This is a genomic window from Paracoccus sp. Arc7-R13 (assembly GCF_004010775.1).
Classification (GTDB): Bacteria; Pseudomonadota; Alphaproteobacteria; order Rhodobacterales; family Rhodobacteraceae; genus Paracoccus; species Paracoccus marcusii.
The window spans coordinates 1-14,603 of record NZ_CP034812.1; the positions used below are offsets into that span (position 1 = coordinate 1).

Annotated in this window: 16 protein-coding genes and 2 pseudogenes; 11 read left to right on the plus strand and 7 right to left on the minus strand. The window is 57.0% G+C overall.

All coding sequences use genetic code 11. From position 1 onward, the window contains the following. Positions 1–12: 12 nt before the first annotated feature. On the plus strand, positions 13–1,230 hold the full coding sequence (gene repC, locus EOJ32_RS16950; RefSeq protein WP_127899567.1) for a plasmid replication protein RepC: 1,218 nt from the start codon (positions 13–15) through the stop codon (positions 1,228–1,230). Between the two features lie 121 nt (positions 1,231–1,351). Continuing rightward, positions 1,352–1,575 (plus strand): annotated as a pseudogene (locus tag EOJ32_RS16955) (transposase); the annotation flags it as partial. Between the two features lie 142 nt (positions 1,576–1,717). Here the strand turns inward: EOJ32_RS16955 and EOJ32_RS16960 are convergent. Together EOJ32_RS16960 and EOJ32_RS16965 are read right to left on the minus strand one after the other, a co-directional pair. Continuing rightward, on the minus strand, positions 1,718–2,137 hold the full coding sequence (locus EOJ32_RS16960) for a hypothetical protein (protein WP_127899568.1): 420 nt from the start codon (positions 2,135–2,137) through the stop codon (positions 1,718–1,720). After that, positions 2,127–2,474, minus strand: coding sequence for a type II toxin-antitoxin system Phd/YefM family antitoxin (locus tag EOJ32_RS16965; protein WP_240542582.1), 348 nt, complete (start codon positions 2,472–2,474; stop codon positions 2,127–2,129). Before EOJ32_RS16965 ends, EOJ32_RS16960 begins: the two co-directional genes overlap by 11 nt. Positions 2,475–2,807: 333 nt before the next feature. On the opposite strand from EOJ32_RS16965, the gene EOJ32_RS16970 reads away from it, so the two are divergent. The 8 genes and pseudogenes from EOJ32_RS16970 (at position 2,808) to EOJ32_RS17005 (ending at position 9,440) form a co-directional block, all read left to right on the plus strand. Beyond that, positions 2,808–3,443 carry a recombinase family protein gene (locus tag EOJ32_RS16970; RefSeq protein WP_127899569.1) on the plus strand — a complete coding sequence of 212 codons (636 nt, stop codon included), beginning with the start codon at positions 2,808–2,810 and terminating at the stop codon, positions 3,441–3,443. A gap of 104 nt (positions 3,444–3,547) precedes the next feature. Continuing rightward, a complete protein-coding gene (locus tag EOJ32_RS16975) occupies positions 3,548–3,982 on the plus strand; it encodes a LexA family transcriptional regulator (RefSeq protein WP_127899570.1) in 435 nt (144 codons plus the stop codon). An 11-nt stretch (positions 3,983–3,993) separates the two neighbouring features. Next, positions 3,994–4,239 (plus strand): annotated as a pseudogene (locus EOJ32_RS16980) (Y-family DNA polymerase); the annotation flags it as partial. Between the two features lie 57 nt (positions 4,240–4,296). Beyond that, positions 4,297–5,310, plus strand: a complete 1,014-nt coding sequence (locus EOJ32_RS16985) for a site-specific integrase (RefSeq protein WP_127899571.1) — start codon at positions 4,297–4,299, stop codon at positions 5,308–5,310. Further along, on the plus strand, positions 5,303–7,486 hold the full coding sequence (locus tag EOJ32_RS16990) for a hypothetical protein (protein WP_240542583.1): 2,184 nt from the start codon (positions 5,303–5,305) through the stop codon (positions 7,484–7,486). Before EOJ32_RS16985 ends, EOJ32_RS16990 begins: the two co-directional genes overlap by 8 nt. A 211-nt stretch (positions 7,487–7,697) precedes the next feature. Then, positions 7,698–8,276, plus strand: a complete 579-nt coding sequence (locus EOJ32_RS16995; protein WP_127899572.1) for a recombinase family protein — start codon at positions 7,698–7,700, stop codon at positions 8,274–8,276. Continuing rightward, a complete protein-coding gene (locus tag EOJ32_RS20455; protein WP_127899573.1) occupies positions 8,276–8,572 on the plus strand; it encodes a hypothetical protein in 297 nt (98 codons plus the stop codon). The genes EOJ32_RS16995 and EOJ32_RS20455 overlap by 1 nt, the downstream gene beginning before the upstream one ends. A 157-nt stretch (positions 8,573–8,729) precedes the next feature. After that, a complete protein-coding gene (locus tag EOJ32_RS17005; RefSeq protein ID WP_127899574.1) occupies positions 8,730–9,440 on the plus strand; it encodes a haloacid dehalogenase type II in 711 nt (236 codons plus the stop codon). 239 nt (positions 9,441–9,679) lie between these two features. Here EOJ32_RS17005 and EOJ32_RS17010 read toward each other — a convergent pair whose 3' ends face one another. Both EOJ32_RS17010 and EOJ32_RS17020 read right to left on the minus strand, forming a co-directional pair. Further along, positions 9,680–10,828: an MFS transporter gene (locus EOJ32_RS17010; RefSeq protein ID WP_164871488.1), complete on the minus strand. Its 1,149-nt coding sequence runs from the start codon at positions 10,826–10,828 to the stop codon at positions 9,680–9,682. 406 nt (positions 10,829–11,234) lie between these two features. Then, the gene (locus EOJ32_RS17020; protein ID WP_127899576.1) at positions 11,235–11,660 is read right to left on the minus strand and encodes a GFA family protein; all 426 of its coding nucleotides are present in this window, start codon (positions 11,658–11,660) and stop codon (positions 11,235–11,237) included. A 300-nt stretch (positions 11,661–11,960) separates the two neighbouring features. Between EOJ32_RS17020 and EOJ32_RS17025 the strand changes: the two genes are divergently transcribed. After that, complete coding sequence (locus tag EOJ32_RS17025; protein ID WP_240542589.1) at positions 11,961–12,290, plus strand: GFA family protein; 330 nt, start codon at positions 11,961–11,963, stop codon at positions 12,288–12,290. A 165-nt stretch (positions 12,291–12,455) separates the two neighbouring features. Here EOJ32_RS17025 and EOJ32_RS17030 read toward each other — a convergent pair whose 3' ends face one another. From EOJ32_RS17030 to argC, 3 genes are read right to left on the minus strand one after another with little or no spacing between them, the layout of a single operon-like run. Then, a complete protein-coding gene (locus EOJ32_RS17030; protein WP_127899577.1) occupies positions 12,456–12,872 on the minus strand; it encodes a VOC family protein in 417 nt (138 codons plus the stop codon). Positions 12,873–12,917: 45 nt separating this feature from the next. Continuing rightward, the gene (locus tag EOJ32_RS17035) at positions 12,918–13,565 is read right to left on the minus strand and encodes an HD family hydrolase (RefSeq protein ID WP_127899578.1); all 648 of its coding nucleotides are present in this window, start codon (positions 13,563–13,565) and stop codon (positions 12,918–12,920) included. Between the two features lie 12 nt (positions 13,566–13,577). Next, positions 13,578–14,555, minus strand: a complete 978-nt coding sequence (argC, locus tag EOJ32_RS17040; protein WP_127899579.1) for an N-acetyl-gamma-glutamyl-phosphate reductase — start codon at positions 14,553–14,555, stop codon at positions 13,578–13,580. Between the last annotated feature and the right edge of the window lie 48 nt (positions 14,556–14,603).

Here is a 14,603-nt window from a genome sequence, read left to right on the forward strand (position 1 = left end):
GTGAATGACATCATGGAGTACACACCAATTTCGCCGTTTATGCGGCCGATCTCGCACGCCCATTTGCGCCTGGTCGAGCGACCTGAGGGTTCTGTCTCTGGCAGGCCGGTGAACAAATGGGAACTCTTCCGCGAGCTGTCTAAGGCGCAGGCCACATTTGGGATCTCCGAACGCGATTTGACCGTCCTGCAGGGTCTTCTCAGCTTCTTTCCGAATGATGCACTTGGTGAGAATGCCCAGATGGTCGTGTTTCCCTCGAACAAGGCAATCTGTGAGCGGCTAAATGGGATGCCCTGCTCTACAATGCGTCGCCACCTCGCCCGTCTGGTGGGAGCGGGCTTGCTCATACGGCATGACAGCCCAAACGGGAAGCGTTATGCCCGCAGGCGAGGCGATGAACGCGTGGCTTTTGGCTTAGATCTGTCACCACTTTACTGCCGAGCAGAGCAGATCGCACGAGCCGCAGATGCCGTGCGAGAGGCAGAGGAACGTGTGCGTCGCTTGAGAGAGGTCGTGAGCCTCATGCGGCGCGATCTCGCGGCCTTGGCTGTGTTTGGTAAGGATATCTATCCTGGGCTCGGGTTCTGGGATCAGATCCACAACACTTCTCTAGTCACGGCTCGCGCACTCCGCCGCAAGCTTTCACTCGAGGAACTCTTCGCTTATCGCGGGGATCTTCAAGTCCTTCTCGACCAGGCACGCAACATAATTGATGGACCTGAAACAGAAAAATTGAGCACCAATGGTGCCCACTCTGAGCGCCACCATCATAATTCAGATAAAGAATATATTGATTTTGAACCGGCCTTAGAAAAAGGTGGGGCCGTGGCCGCGGCCGCCGAACCTGAAAATTATCCTGATGAGTCTGAGGCTGACATCGTGGAAGCCGACCAAAGACTAGGGCCAAATATTCCCCTTCATTTGGTGATCGCAGGCTGCCCAACGCTGGCCACTTTCTACCAAGGAGATATTCGACACTGGCACCAACTTTATGACGCTGCTTGCAGTGTGCGACCAGCCATGGGCATTAGCGCCTCTGTTTGGGAGGAAGCACAGCGATTTATGGGCCCCGAACAGGCGTCGATCGTCGTAGTTGCCATGCTCGAGCGGTTTTCCGATATAAAATCACCTGGAGGCTACTTGCGCGCGCTCACATCCAAGGCCGCTGCAGGCAAGTTCTCGTGTGGGCCTATGGTGATGGCGCTAATAAGTAAGAAAAATGCGGCTTAACAGCTGTTAAGTGCAGAGTAGGGCGAAGAATTAGACCGGTGCGACTTTACACCTGTTAAAAGCGGCTCTGGTAGGCTCTGTTGCAAAAAATCGGTCATGGCATTCATTTCGCGAATCCCGCATAGTAGATGGGGCAGATGAGCAGACCCACACCCCCTACAAGACCAGGAACTGGCCCATCTGTAACGAAGGTCTGAAGCGACGTGGCTCGCTGACAATCTGGTTCGATCCCGAGATAACGTGGAGGCCGAGCCAATTGGCAAATGTGGCCGACGGCCTGACTATAGTGACGCAACTATCCAGACCTGCCTGACGATGAAGGTGTTGTTCGATATGCCGCTCAGGTAGATGACAGACATTCTTGAACGGCTTCAACGCACCCGGCATGCCCGTCACTGAAGCCGTGGGATGAACTTGGCCCATGGAAAGGGGAACCTCGAACCTCAGCCGCTTTGTGCAACAGAACCCAGCTAAACCATTAGCTTGTTTATGTGCGGCGCGTCAGGCGCAGCGCCCCTGCTTGGCGGACAGACTGGACTCCGCGCACAATTTTGTCGGTAAAGGCCGGGCTGAACGCGCCGCGTGGCGAACGTTCATCCAATGTATAGGAGGATTCCAGCACATCGGCATTCAGCTCGTTCACCATAACCCAGAGGGGAATGGAGACATCCAACTTGGCGCGCCGGGCCTCTGTTTCGGGAACAGCGATGCCGACCTGATCTGGTCTCGGCTCTTTGCTGGTGATAGCGGCAATAAACAAGACATGCTTGCCAGCTTCGTTGACGACCACAACTGCAACACAGCTCGGGCGTTTCTTGCGGCCTTCTGCCTCGCCGCGCGTGGCCTGCCATTTCCATAAGTAATGATAGCCGAATACCTGCCCGGCCTTCGGGAAATCATCGGCCATGAAAATGGCCCTCGATGCCCTTGTCCAAGAGGGTGCCCAGATCATCGGGCATGTCTGCCACGTCTACCGCAACCTGTGAGCCGTGATCGGATGTCATAGCCTCGTACTGCTGCATCGACATGACCACGAAACGTGGTTTGCGATGCTTGGTGATCGCGACCGGTGCCAAGGCTGCAGCCTCGAAGAGATCGCCTGTGTTACGAGTTAGATCAGCAGCACGAAACTCTCTCATAGCAACAGCCCCATAAATGTTGGTATTACCCATGATATACAGATATTCTGAATATATGGCAAGTGGTGCTGCCAGAAATAAAGTGCGGGTTAGGGCTTCTAGCATCTGTCCTCAACGGATTGCCGGCCGTCTACTCGTTAAGCAGCCGCCCTCTCGGCTACTGTTTAGAGAAGCTAAGAGAATGTCAGAAGAACCAGCGCTATTCTTGCAGCCGCTTGTCTGGTGAAGCGCAATGCAAACCTATCGCTTGCGGAAGTGACCTAGAGGTTCGTGTGTGGTCAGTCTTTGCTGCCCGTGGAGAGCGCTGCCAGAGAAGCGGTCGGTTTTCTTGCGATCCTTGTGCCCGGCTCGATCGGGGAGCCTAGGCGCAAGAAAACCCGTTGCGAAAATCAATGACACCTTGCAGGGTATGCGCAGTCTTTTCTTGCGGGGTGCGCGGTGCTTATCGGCTACATGAGAGTCTCGAAATCGGACGGCACCCAAACGCTCAGCCCGCAGCGCGACGCACTGCTAGCGGCGGGTGTCGATCCGGACCGGATTTATGAGGATCTGGCTTCTGGTCGCCTCGACGCACGTCCTGGTCTGCTGGCCTGCCTCAAGTCACTCCAGCCGGGCAACACGTTGGTCATCTGGAAGCTGGATCGGCTTGGCCGCGATCTTCGTCACCTGGTCACCACCGCCGAAGCCTTGAGAGAGCGGGGCGTCGGCTTGAAGGTTCTGGCCGGTGCGGGCGCGCAGATCGACACGACCACCGCCAACGGCAGGCTCGCGTTCGGCATCTTCGCCGCATTTGCAGAGTTTGAGCGGGAGCTGATCGTTGAGCGGACGCAAGCAGGGATTGTCGCTGCCCGTGCCCGTGGCCGGCTTGGAGGACGCCCGCGCAAGATGGATAGAACGACCCTGAGCATGGCGATGACAGCCATGTCCGACCGCAACGCCGTTGCCAAAGAGGTCGCGCGCCGCCTTGGGATCACGACCACCACCCTCTATGCCTACGTCAACGGGGACGGCAGCCCGAAGGCTGCAGGGCAGGCTTTGCTTGATGGCATCCCCCTGCAACAGGCTCGCAACTAAGCTGGTCGCAGCTTGGGCACCCGTTTCACCTAAATCAGTTAGCGGCTTGACGCCGCAGGGGGTGTTCGGGTTATGGCTGGTGTTCCCGTATTGTTCTAATAGCCATGACCCTGCATTTAAGCCCCATCAAGATCACGCTCGTAGACCGGCATGTGCCCTTGGCATCCATGCCGGTTCCGGCTGGTTTTCCGTCACCGGCCGCGGATGATCTTGAGGATACGATCGACCCGATCAAGTGGGTGGTGCGGCATGAGCATGCGACCTTCTGGTGGCGGGTGTCTGGCGACAGCCTGGAGGCCGAGGGCATCCTGGACGGCGACCTGATCGCCGTGGATCGCGCGGGCAAGCGCCGTCATGGCCGCATCGTCGTCGCGGTGGTCGATGGCGCCATTACCGTCAAGAAGCTCGCCAAACGCGATGGTGTCTGGTTTCTCGATCCGCGTGCCCGTGCGGATGGCTATGCCACAATCCCGGTCACGGAGACGACCGAAATATGGGGCGTTGTCGCCGGTGTCGTCCGCCGCCTGCCCATAGAGTAGGGGCAGCCACGGTGGAGCAATCCGACCGCCCCATTGCGCTGATCGACTGCAACAATTTCTACGTCAGCTGTGAGCGCGTGTTTGATGTGTCGTTGCGTGGCATCCCCGTCATTGTCCTGTCGAACAATGACGGCTGCGCCGTCGCCCGGAGCGACGAAGCCAAGGCCCTTGGGATCAAGATGGGCGAGCCGGTTTTCAAGATCCGTGATCTGATGAAGCGGCATGGGGTCAAGGCGCTGTCATCGAACTACACGCTTTAGTTAGTTACGTGGAATGCCTGCACGCGTGGTACCCTCTGCAGGCGGAGAAACGTCATGCAGTATGCGCCGTCACTACAGATCCCCTTGGTGAAATATCCACTGCTGGCCGAGTGGCTGGAGCTGCTCGGGAACCTCGGTCGCGCACCCGCAACGCTCGATGCCTATGCTCGTGGTGTCAGCCATTTTCTCGCGCACTGCGAGGCCGCAAGTGTCGCCGCCGAGGCGGCGACACTTGCGGATTTGTCAGTTTATGTCCGAACCCTATCGGAGGGTACGGGCCGGATTGCGAATGCCTCACTGCATCAGCGGTTAAGTGCCATCCGTTTGTGGTATGATCACCTGATCTACGAAGGGTTGCGTTCGACCAATCCCTTGCCGCGCGGGCACATTTCTCTAGCCCGGCATATCCCTGGGCACTCAGGCTTCAGCCGTGGACTGGTCCCTCGCCTGGTCAAGCTCCCTCACGTGCCCTCTGATCCAGACTGGGAGCGCGTTCTCATGGTCGCCGCCCACGATACGGTGCGCAACAGGTTGATGCTGGCCCTCGGATATTATGGGGCATTGCGGCGCGAGGAACTGGTCTCGCTGCGTGTCAGCGATCTTGATTTCGCGCACAGGTTAGTGTCGCTGCGTGCCGAGACCACTAAAAGTAAACGGGCGCGCGTGGTGTCCTATAGCCCGGAGGTCGCTCCAACTCTTATCAGTCATCTCAATACTCTCGTGAGGAGCGGCGGACAGGCTGGCCCCATGTTTCGTTCGCAATCAGATCGAAATCGTGGCGCACAGCTGTCGATATGGTCGTGGAGCAAGATCGTCGCGCGGTGGGCCGCGGACGCCAAAGTGGATAGTTTTAGCACGCACACTCTCCGACATCTGCGCCTCACACACCTCGCCAGGGCAGGATGGCATCTTCACGAGCTCTCAGCTTACGCCGGGCATGCGGATCCAAAGACGACTATGGTCTATCTACATATAGCCGGAGCTGACCTGGCGCGGCGCATGGCACAATCGGTTGCGCATATCGACGCTCGGGTAACTACTTCGTTGTTTGGTGAACACCATGGGTGACCGTGCAAAAACTTTGATTGGCGGGCACTACTCGCTCTTCGACCCGGCGTCCCTTAATTTGGCCGGAAAGCTCACGGTGGATGAGCTCATCGCCTTACGCGGCCGAGATGAGGCATTCGTTGAAGACCTCAAACTCTCCATCCCCCGCCTTGTTGATCCGTTGCTAGCGATCGGTGAATGGGGGGACGTCTCTGCTGCCAAGCGTGAAAACAGCATCATGGCCATAATGAACGCGATGGCATCGACGCAAACTCCCTATTGGCAGTGGGACAAGGCGAGATGGCTTGCGCTGCAGAATCAGAAATCTACGTCTCGTCCGTACCTGACCGCGATCGCTTATCATCTTGGTGGCCTGCGCGACGTTACGAGTCTCACAAAACGTAGAAATCTCGGTCTTTATGCTCGAGCGATCTATGGGTCTGACATTTTCTGGCGGGAACATGGGCGGCTTATGACGGCTCTGAGTTCTCTAGGCTACAGTGGGCAGCATCTTGAGATTGTCCTGACAAGTGTCCTCGGCCACCTCATGCTCGAAAATGGGGATCCCCGGCTCGAAACCTTCACGGTCGAGTTGTTGCAGAAGGGTCAAGCCAGTCGCAATGACAGCATCGCACGATCTATTGGCAAGGTGTCGAATGGCCTGGCTGCCATGGGTATCATCGAAACGCCCTTGCGGATGCGCAATTATGTTGGATGGAGGGACAAAAGCACCGATGGGGTATCGACCGAATGGGCTCAGTGGTGCGCCCGCTGGCGTGAGACATCGACTCTTCGGCCGCAAACCCGCGAAAGCAACTACAGCCTGATCCTACGCATCGGGCTTTGGCTGGCCAAAGAACATCCGCAGGTCAAGTCCCCTGCGGACTGGGACAAACCGACATGCGCGGCGTTTCTCGCTGCGGTGGACCGCATGACCGTTGGTGAATGGCGGCTTAAGTCTGCGCCGTTGCGCGAGACCAAGAGACGTGGGGCGCAGATCGCAGCCAATTCAAAGCGAACATTCCTCCACGCTATGAGGCGCTTTTTCATCGATATCGAGCTCTGGGGGTGGGCATCCCTGCGCTTCAGCCCCCGCTATCATCTCGCGACACCGAGGGCAGTGACTTTCAACAGCGGCGTCAAGCCGCGGGTCATCGACGATGCCATGTGGCTAAGGCTGATCTGGGCCAGCCTTAATATCGAACAGGAGGATCTTCTATCTGATCGGTGGTACCCACTGGCTTTGATACAGGCGCTGGCTGTGATCTGGACGCATTGTGGCTTGCGGCAGAATGAGATTTTTCGGCTCCCAATGGGATGTGCCAAGGCACAGTCCGAGGACATCGTCAACGAGGACGGCAGCGTCGTGACAGCGGGCACGTTGTGCTATCTGGATGTCCCTGCGAGCAAGACTTTCCGTGCCTATGTGAAACCCGTTGCCGGCGTTGTGAAGGAGAGGATCGATGCCTGGGCGGCACAGCGGCCGCCTCATCAGGCCCCATTAATTGATGAACGGACCGGCGAGCGCGTCGAGTTCCTGTTCCAGTATCGCGGCCGGCGGGTGGGCACGGCTTTGATGAACATGACGATCATCCCGATCCTGTGCGCCAAGGCGGGGCTGCCTGCAAATGATAGCATGGGAGCGATCACCAGCCACCGCGGCCGGGCATCGGCGGTGACAGCGCTTGCCAGCGTCACCAAGGGCATGTCCCTGATAGAGCTCATGGAGTGGTCAGGGCACACATCTCCCAAGTCGACGATGCACTACATCCGCATTCGACCAACCCGCCTGGCAGCGTCGTTCGCGCAGGCTGATCACATGGCACATATGGTGGCAGTGCTTGTCGACCACGATGCCATCGCGCGTAAATCAGACGAGCCTTACGCATTCTATGACTTAGGCGACTCGTACTGCTCAAATCCGTTCTGGAGCGCATGCCCGCATCGGATGGCCTGCGCTGGATGTGATTTCAATGTGCCAAAGACCAGTGCTCGGGCGCATGCCTTGGAAAGTCAGGCCTCAATTCGGCGGTATCTTGAAGAGGTGCCCCTGAGCGCTGATGAGCGCTTGATCGTACAAGGTGACGCCGAAAAAATTGCCTCGTTCATCGATAAGCTAAGCGGAGTGGCTACCCCGGATGGGCGTACACCAACACAAATTAGCCAGTCTGAAAGCCCGCAGATAAAAGACGTTTAGCAAGGTGGCCAGCTTTACGTAAGCGAGCGGCTGCAAAAGGATCGGACAGGCCCCTGTATCATCGATGTCCGTAAGAGGATCCTTAACCGGATGGCCATCTATGGCCTTGAAGAACTCAGAACGGCTCAACATTTGCTGGCTGCAAAAAGTCTCAGATGACTAGTCCGATTTCTTTTGCAATGAAGGGGCGTCTATCGTTACAATTAATGGCATGACACAGATTTTGATTGGCTACGCCCGCTGCTCCACGGACAAACAGGATCTCGCTGCTCAGAAAGGCATCCTTGCCAGCCTGGGGGTCACTGCCGATCGTATCTACACTGACTACGGCTTTACCGGAACGAACCGTGCCCGCCCTGGCCTTGATCAAGCGCTTTCAGCCTTGCGCGAGGGCGATACACTGATTGTGCCGAAGCTGGACCGGCTGGCGCGTTCCGTCCCTGATGCTCGCGACATTGCCGACGGCCTCGCTGCACGCGGGATCAAGCTTCAACTTGGTGCTTCCATCCATGATCCAGCAGACCCCATGGGCAAGCTGTTCTTTAATATCCTGGCGACCTTCGCTGAGTTTGAGGCAGACCTGATCCGTATGCGGACCCGAGAAGGCATGGCAGTGGCCCGCGCCAAGGGCAAGCTGCGCGGCAAGAAGCCGAAGTTGTCAGAACGACAGCATCAGGAGCTGCGGCGCATGTATGACACTGGTAAGTATTCCATCACCGATCTGGCTGAGGTATTTTCGATCTCACGGCCGACTGTGTATCGCACCCTAGACCGGCAGGCGGCGGCTTAATGGCGGATGAGCCAAAGCCCCCACGCGCACCATCGCTCAAAAGCGAGACCCGTCAAACCAACTGGCGGCGTACCAATCCGCCAAAGTATCAGGCTCACCTTGCTGTTCAGCGGGCGGTTACCTCGGGTGCCCTAGTAAAACAGGTCTGCGAGGTATGCGGGGCTGCAAAGGTCGATGCTCATCACGACCGGTATGATGAACCATTGAGCGTGCGGTGGCTCTGCCGCCGCCATCACGTCAAATTACACTATTATGGTGAGGATATGTTTCCTGTCGGCCGACCGCAGGCGGAGTAGGGCGCGAGTTCTAATAGGATTAAAGTTCGTTCTGTCGGCTAAAAGGATCATTACGCGAAGTAGACGGAAGGGCAGCACTCATGCACCGACACGAAGAGCCCATTGCAGACCTTGCCTACGTTTGTACTGTGGCAGCCGTCGGAAAGGTGGCCGCATAATGAACCAAGCCTTCATCTTTGATGTCTTTGGGACGCTTCTAGACTGGCGCACAGGGGTAGCCACACAGCTCAAACATGCTTTCGAAATGCGTAGCCTGAGTATCGATCCATTAGCGTTCTCTGATTACTGGCGCGCTTTGTATGGACCAGCGATGGACAGGGTTCGCTCAGGCAGTCGTGGTTATGTTCGGCTTGAAGAACTCCATCGTGAAAACCTGGATGAAACACTCCAAGTGTTCGGCATTGCCGATGCTTTCGATCACCAAGCGCGGAAAGATCTTAGTTCGGCGTGGGAGCGTCTGCCGCCATGGCCGGACGTCTGCGCGGGGATGGCACGTCTTCAACCGCTAGGTTTTCTTGCGCCTTGCTCGAATGCCTCGATCGCGATGTCAGTTCGGATGGCCCGGTACGCAGACTTCAGGTGGGATGCAATCTGCGGTGCAGAACTGGCACGGGATTATAAACCTAGCCCGTCTGTATACCTCGCTGCTGCGAAAGCACTTGCCCTGCCCCCGGAGCGTGTTGTGATGGTTGCAGCGCACAACGGTGATCTAGCAGCTGCAAGCCAGGCGGGTCTTCGAACCGCGTTCTTTCCCCGAGCAAATGAGCATGGCCCAGGGCAAAAAACCAATCTTGTCCCTGATGGGGACTGGGATTTCGTAGCGGCTGACCTGTCTGATCTAGCAAGAAAGATCGAAGAGCAGTTGTGATCTTCTACTAATGCTCTGAAGAATTTCGACTTAGCATACGTCTGCTTGGTCCCGCATAGCAGACGCTTGCCCATCGCCGCCGTGCGTCAGCTATGCGGGACCAAGCGGCCGCTCGCCTCAATTTAAAGTAGTAGTCCTCGCCGGGAGTAGGTCATTCGGGGATCTTGGCACATCATTAGCAGGTCGCGGGGCAGGTCTGTTTGGTGCCGATCTCTAACCCGCACTGATTGCGTAGTCCACTATGGCAGCGAAGCCCCACCATCGTTGCCGCGATTGCTTTTCTCCATCATCAGAGCAGCAACCACAGTTCCAACGGCGCAAAGCATCGCTGTGAAAAGAAAGACATAGCTGCTGCTGATCGGATAGAGCCGCGCGCTTATCAGAATGGCCAGCGCCGTGATAAGCCCCGTCGAGGCCCAGTAGACGCCCGTTGCACTTGAAAGAAACGCGGGCGCGATGTTCTGCCGGATATATGAGGCAACGCCGATCTGGGTCAGACCAAGCGTGGCGCCTTGCAGGATCTGAACGACAAGGGTCGGCGCAAGCTCGGCCGACAGGCCAAAAATGCCCCATCGCAGGATGCCCGCGATGCACGCGATGACTATGATCTTTCTTGACGTAAGCCGGGCCGTAATGCGTCCGCCGAACACGAAGGCAACGATTTCCACCCCCACGCCGATGCTCCAGAAAATGCCAATGGTCGAGGTTGAATGTCCCGCCTCCAGCCAGCGGAAAGTGCTGTAGGCGTAAAAGACGCCATGGCATGCCTGGGAAATCGCCGCGCTGCCCAGCAACATGAGAAAGCCACGATTGCTCAGGGCGCTCAGGATTGCGGCGGTCGTTATCAAAGGCTGGGCATCCCGCGCGCGGGCTGGAAGCCCCTTCGATGTCACAATCTGCGCCAGCAGGATCGCAAGAAGCAGCCAGAGGATCGCCCTGGTGTCAAACCAGTCGACAAGAAACCCGCACAGCAAGGTTGTTGCGACAACGGATGCTGAACCCCAAGCGCGAACCTGCCCGAAATCCAGCCGGTAAGCGGTCAGATTTGCAATCAGAATGGATTCAGCCAGCGGCACCAGCGGCGAGATGAACGACCGATAGGTGAGAAAGAGTAAGGCGACCAGAACCGCCCCGCTAATTGCCGTCAACGCAAGCGTCGCTAATGTCGCGCAGACGATAAGGCCGATCAATATCGCCTTATTCCGATGCGTGCGGTCCGCGACTGTGCCGACCAATGGGTTGACGACCACGGCGATAGTTGCCGCCGCCGCCAGACAGGTTCCGATGGTCGCCTCGCTGAGCCCCTGATCCTTCAGCCAGAGGGGCATGAAGGTGATCCCGATAGCGATCTGCGCATAAAGCGCGAAATAGAACGCATAGAACACCATCCTCAGTCTCTCCGAAAAATAACTGCTGCCGCAGGAAATCAGTCCATGTCGTGAAAATGAGTACATGTCGTAAGCGGCGTAGCCCTGCCAAAGAGGACAGGGAGCACAAAATGTCCCAATCTTCCAGATGATGCCGATCGTCGCAGATTTTTATGGTTCCTCACCATATCAGGTTCGGCTTGTAAGCAATTTGACCCCCGCAAAGGTAAAGAACACCCCTACTAATCCTGCATCTATCCACCTGCGAGCGCGATCATAGGCTATGACAACGCGATTGGTGAGAACGCGACCGCATAGCCTCCTAGATCGCCGAGGCCCAATGACCGCTCAGGGCTCTTCAGGTAGCTGTCGCCGCAGCTCGGTGGCGTCCGCTATGCGGGACGGAGCGGACGCTCGCCGCTTGCACTTATTCAGAAGGACTGAATCGCAAAATTCCTGAAACTTTGGGACCATTATTAGAATCCGCGGGGTGAGAAACGCCGTCCATCACCACAACTTCAGGAAAATCAAATGGGCTGATGTTATCAATGCAAGCGACGTTGACACCAAACTGGCTTGGGTTTGAGCGGCGCTGATGGTGAGTATAGATCCCACAGGTCTTACAAAAGTAATGCTTCGCCGTTTCTGTATTGAATCGATAAAGGGTGAGATTATCTTCGCCAGCGACAAATTCTATATCCGACAGCTGTGCCGAGACGGCAATGGCCCCCCGCATTCGACAGTAAGAGCATGAACACCGCCGGATCGTGTTGAACTCGTCCGTCAGTCGGATCCTGAACTGCACAGAGCCGCAATGACAGGCTGCATAGTGCTGTTTTCGTTGAGCGTTCATCGGGGGGAACCTCCTTGCTTAGAGTAAAGCGTAAACGCCACTTCTTCTAGTCGCAATGATGGCCAAGGGCTCTATTCAGACGTCGCCGGGCGCACCTATTAGAAGCTTCTCGGAACAAAGTCGCCAGCCAACACTTGGACTGCTATACGCACCATGTTCTCTGTCTTTCTGGTGCAAACCTAAGGATGGGGAGTGCAGATGAATAGCTCTAGGAAGTTTGCAGGGCATTGCCTTTGTGGCGAAGTCGTAGTGAGCGTTGACGGTCAGCACGACGCACAGCCAGGTGCATGTCACTGCCGTATGTGCCAAAGATGGTCCGGCGGGGTATTCCTTGCTTTCACGGCCGCTGCCGAAGCGGTTACGGTGGAAGGCCCCGTCAGGCGTTTTCAGTCCACTTCGTTTGCTGAGCGTGCGTTTTGCGGCACGTGCGGAACGCATCTCTGGATGCGAAATACCGATGATCAGGCAGCAGAATACGAGCTGATGCCTGGGTTGTTTGATGCAGCTCATGACTGGCCGCTCCGTTCTGAGATTTACACAGACAAGGCCATGGCTTCAGTTCGCTTGGAGGGCGATCACCCACGCAAAACCCAAGCGGAATTCGAGGAGTCGAACCAGCATATTGACTGATACGCCTAGCCCCCGGTTACGGTAGATTAACCCCGTCGCTGATAGTTACTTCGGCACTGACGGGCGGCTATGGGCTCTTCAAGTCGATGACCCTGCGCCGCGTCGTTTGCCGCTTTGCGGGACATGGACGAAGAGGGCTCTCAACGACTTGTGCAAAAGGGCGGCCTAACCGTCGCGTCCGGGCTCATCTGGATTGTTGGAATAAAGCGCAATCTTGTTTCCCTGAGGGTCCCGGAGGTAGCCAACGTAGAAATGAGGGCCATACCCATCGCGGAAGCCAGGTTGGCCTTCGTCCCTGCCGTTGGCAGCGAGCGCTGCCGAATGAAGTTCACGGACTTCTTGCTGGCTTCGTGTCTGGAATGCGACCATCGCGCCATTGCCAACCGATGCCGGACGTCCGTCAAATGGGGGTTTGACGTAAAATGCTGGCAAGACGGCAGGCTCATCAGGAAGCTCGGGGAATTCGTAGCTTAGACCTTCCGGGCCTTCTACCAGTTCGTAGCCGAGGGCAGGCAGGAATGCAGAGTAAAATCGCTTTGCGCGCGGGATGTCATCGGCACCGACGGTGATATAGCTGATCATACAACAGGTCCATTGTCAGAGGATGATACGGAACAGAGCCGCCGGTCAGAGCGCGCGTGCTTTGATTTCGATTGGGTCAATTCCACCTTGCCGCATCTTCTTCTCTGCCTTGGATCTGATGACAGCAAGCAAGGTCATCAATGCCGTGTCATGGGCGCATTCGCGGTCCATCTTTGTGTAGACGAGACCCAACTCTTGCTCGGTCCAGGTCTGTAAATCCGCAAGATTGTGTTGGTGCTGCACCTCAAGTTTGTCGAGGGCGCGTGCAAACTTCGCCTCGGGGGTCTCACAGTCCTCGTATTCGCGCCATAGCTCTATGAGCAGTCTTCCCGAAGCTGCTGGAAGCATCCCTCGCATTGCTTCCATAGCTTCAGCTTCATCGGCAAGCTTGGTGTCTTTACGGGCGCTTTCTTCAAAGTAAGGGATATCCCCGGTGATGGCCTCTGCTATGTCGTGAAGCGCGATCAGCTTCAGGGTTTGCCCCAGATCAACAGGATGCTGAAGGTGCGGAGCCATCAGGACGGCCGCCACTGACATCATCCACGTATGTTCCGCGACACTTTCCTGCCGGCCATTCGATAGCCAGCTATGGCGCATCTCGGTCTTCAGATTTTCGGCCAAGCTCAACACGTCCACAATGCCCTCAGCATCGGCACTGGGAAGTGTCGCGCTATCGCATTTGTTTTCTGTCATGGGGCCCTCCTGTCACGGCCAAACAGATGCGCCTTCCAGACCGGTGGTTTCTGGCAGGCCGCAGATCAGGTTCGCGTTTTGCACCGCATGACCGGCTGCACCTTTGCCGAGATTATCCACCACACCCATCGCGATCACTAGGTTTCGCTCTGGATCAGCTGCATAGCTGACGAATGAAAGGTTCGAGCCCGAAGCCCATTTTGTTTGCGGCGGCTTATCGGTCACCCGCACAAAGGCACGGTCGACATAGTAGCGCCTTGCCGCGTCTAGGCACTGATCGGTGGTCGCGGCTCCTCGACAGTAGATAGTGACCAGCACGCCACGGGTCATCGGCACCAGATGCGGCGTGAAGACCAGCCCCGAGGCGTCGCCACCGCTGAGCTGTTCGATGGTCTTGGCTATTTCGGGCATGTGGACATGCTTGAGCAGACCATAGGGCTGCAAGTTCTCGTTGCTCTCTGCGTATCCGAACTTGCTGTCACCACCGCCCCGACCTGCGCCAGAAATGCCGGTCTTGGCGTCGATGATGATGTTGCTGGGCGCGATCAGCTTGTTTACGAGCAGTGGAGCCAGCGCATTCAGCGTAGCTGCAGGAAAACAGCCGGGGTTGGCGACGCGGCTCTGACCTTCGAGCTGTGCAGGCCAGACGTCGGCCAATCCGTATGCCCATCCCTCGGCGTAGCGGTGGTCGCCCCCAATATCAACGATCTTCACCCCATCCGGAACGCGCGCCAGTGCTTCGGCCGATGTGCCCGTAGGCAGCGAGGCGAAGAGCACGTCTAGCTTCGGCAGCGCAGCAGGGTCCCACTTCTCGATCACCAGGTCGGCCAGCTTGTCGGGCACGCTAGGAAAGCGATCAATCAACCGACTGCCGGCGCTACCCTCGCCTGCGGCATAGACCAGCTCGAACGACGGGTGGCTTGCGATCAGGCGCAGCGCTTCACCGCCGCCAAAACCGCTGATGCCGACAATGCCGACGCGAATGCTCATGGTGATGTCCTACTTACAAAAGCGGTAAACATAATCAGCAAGTTCACT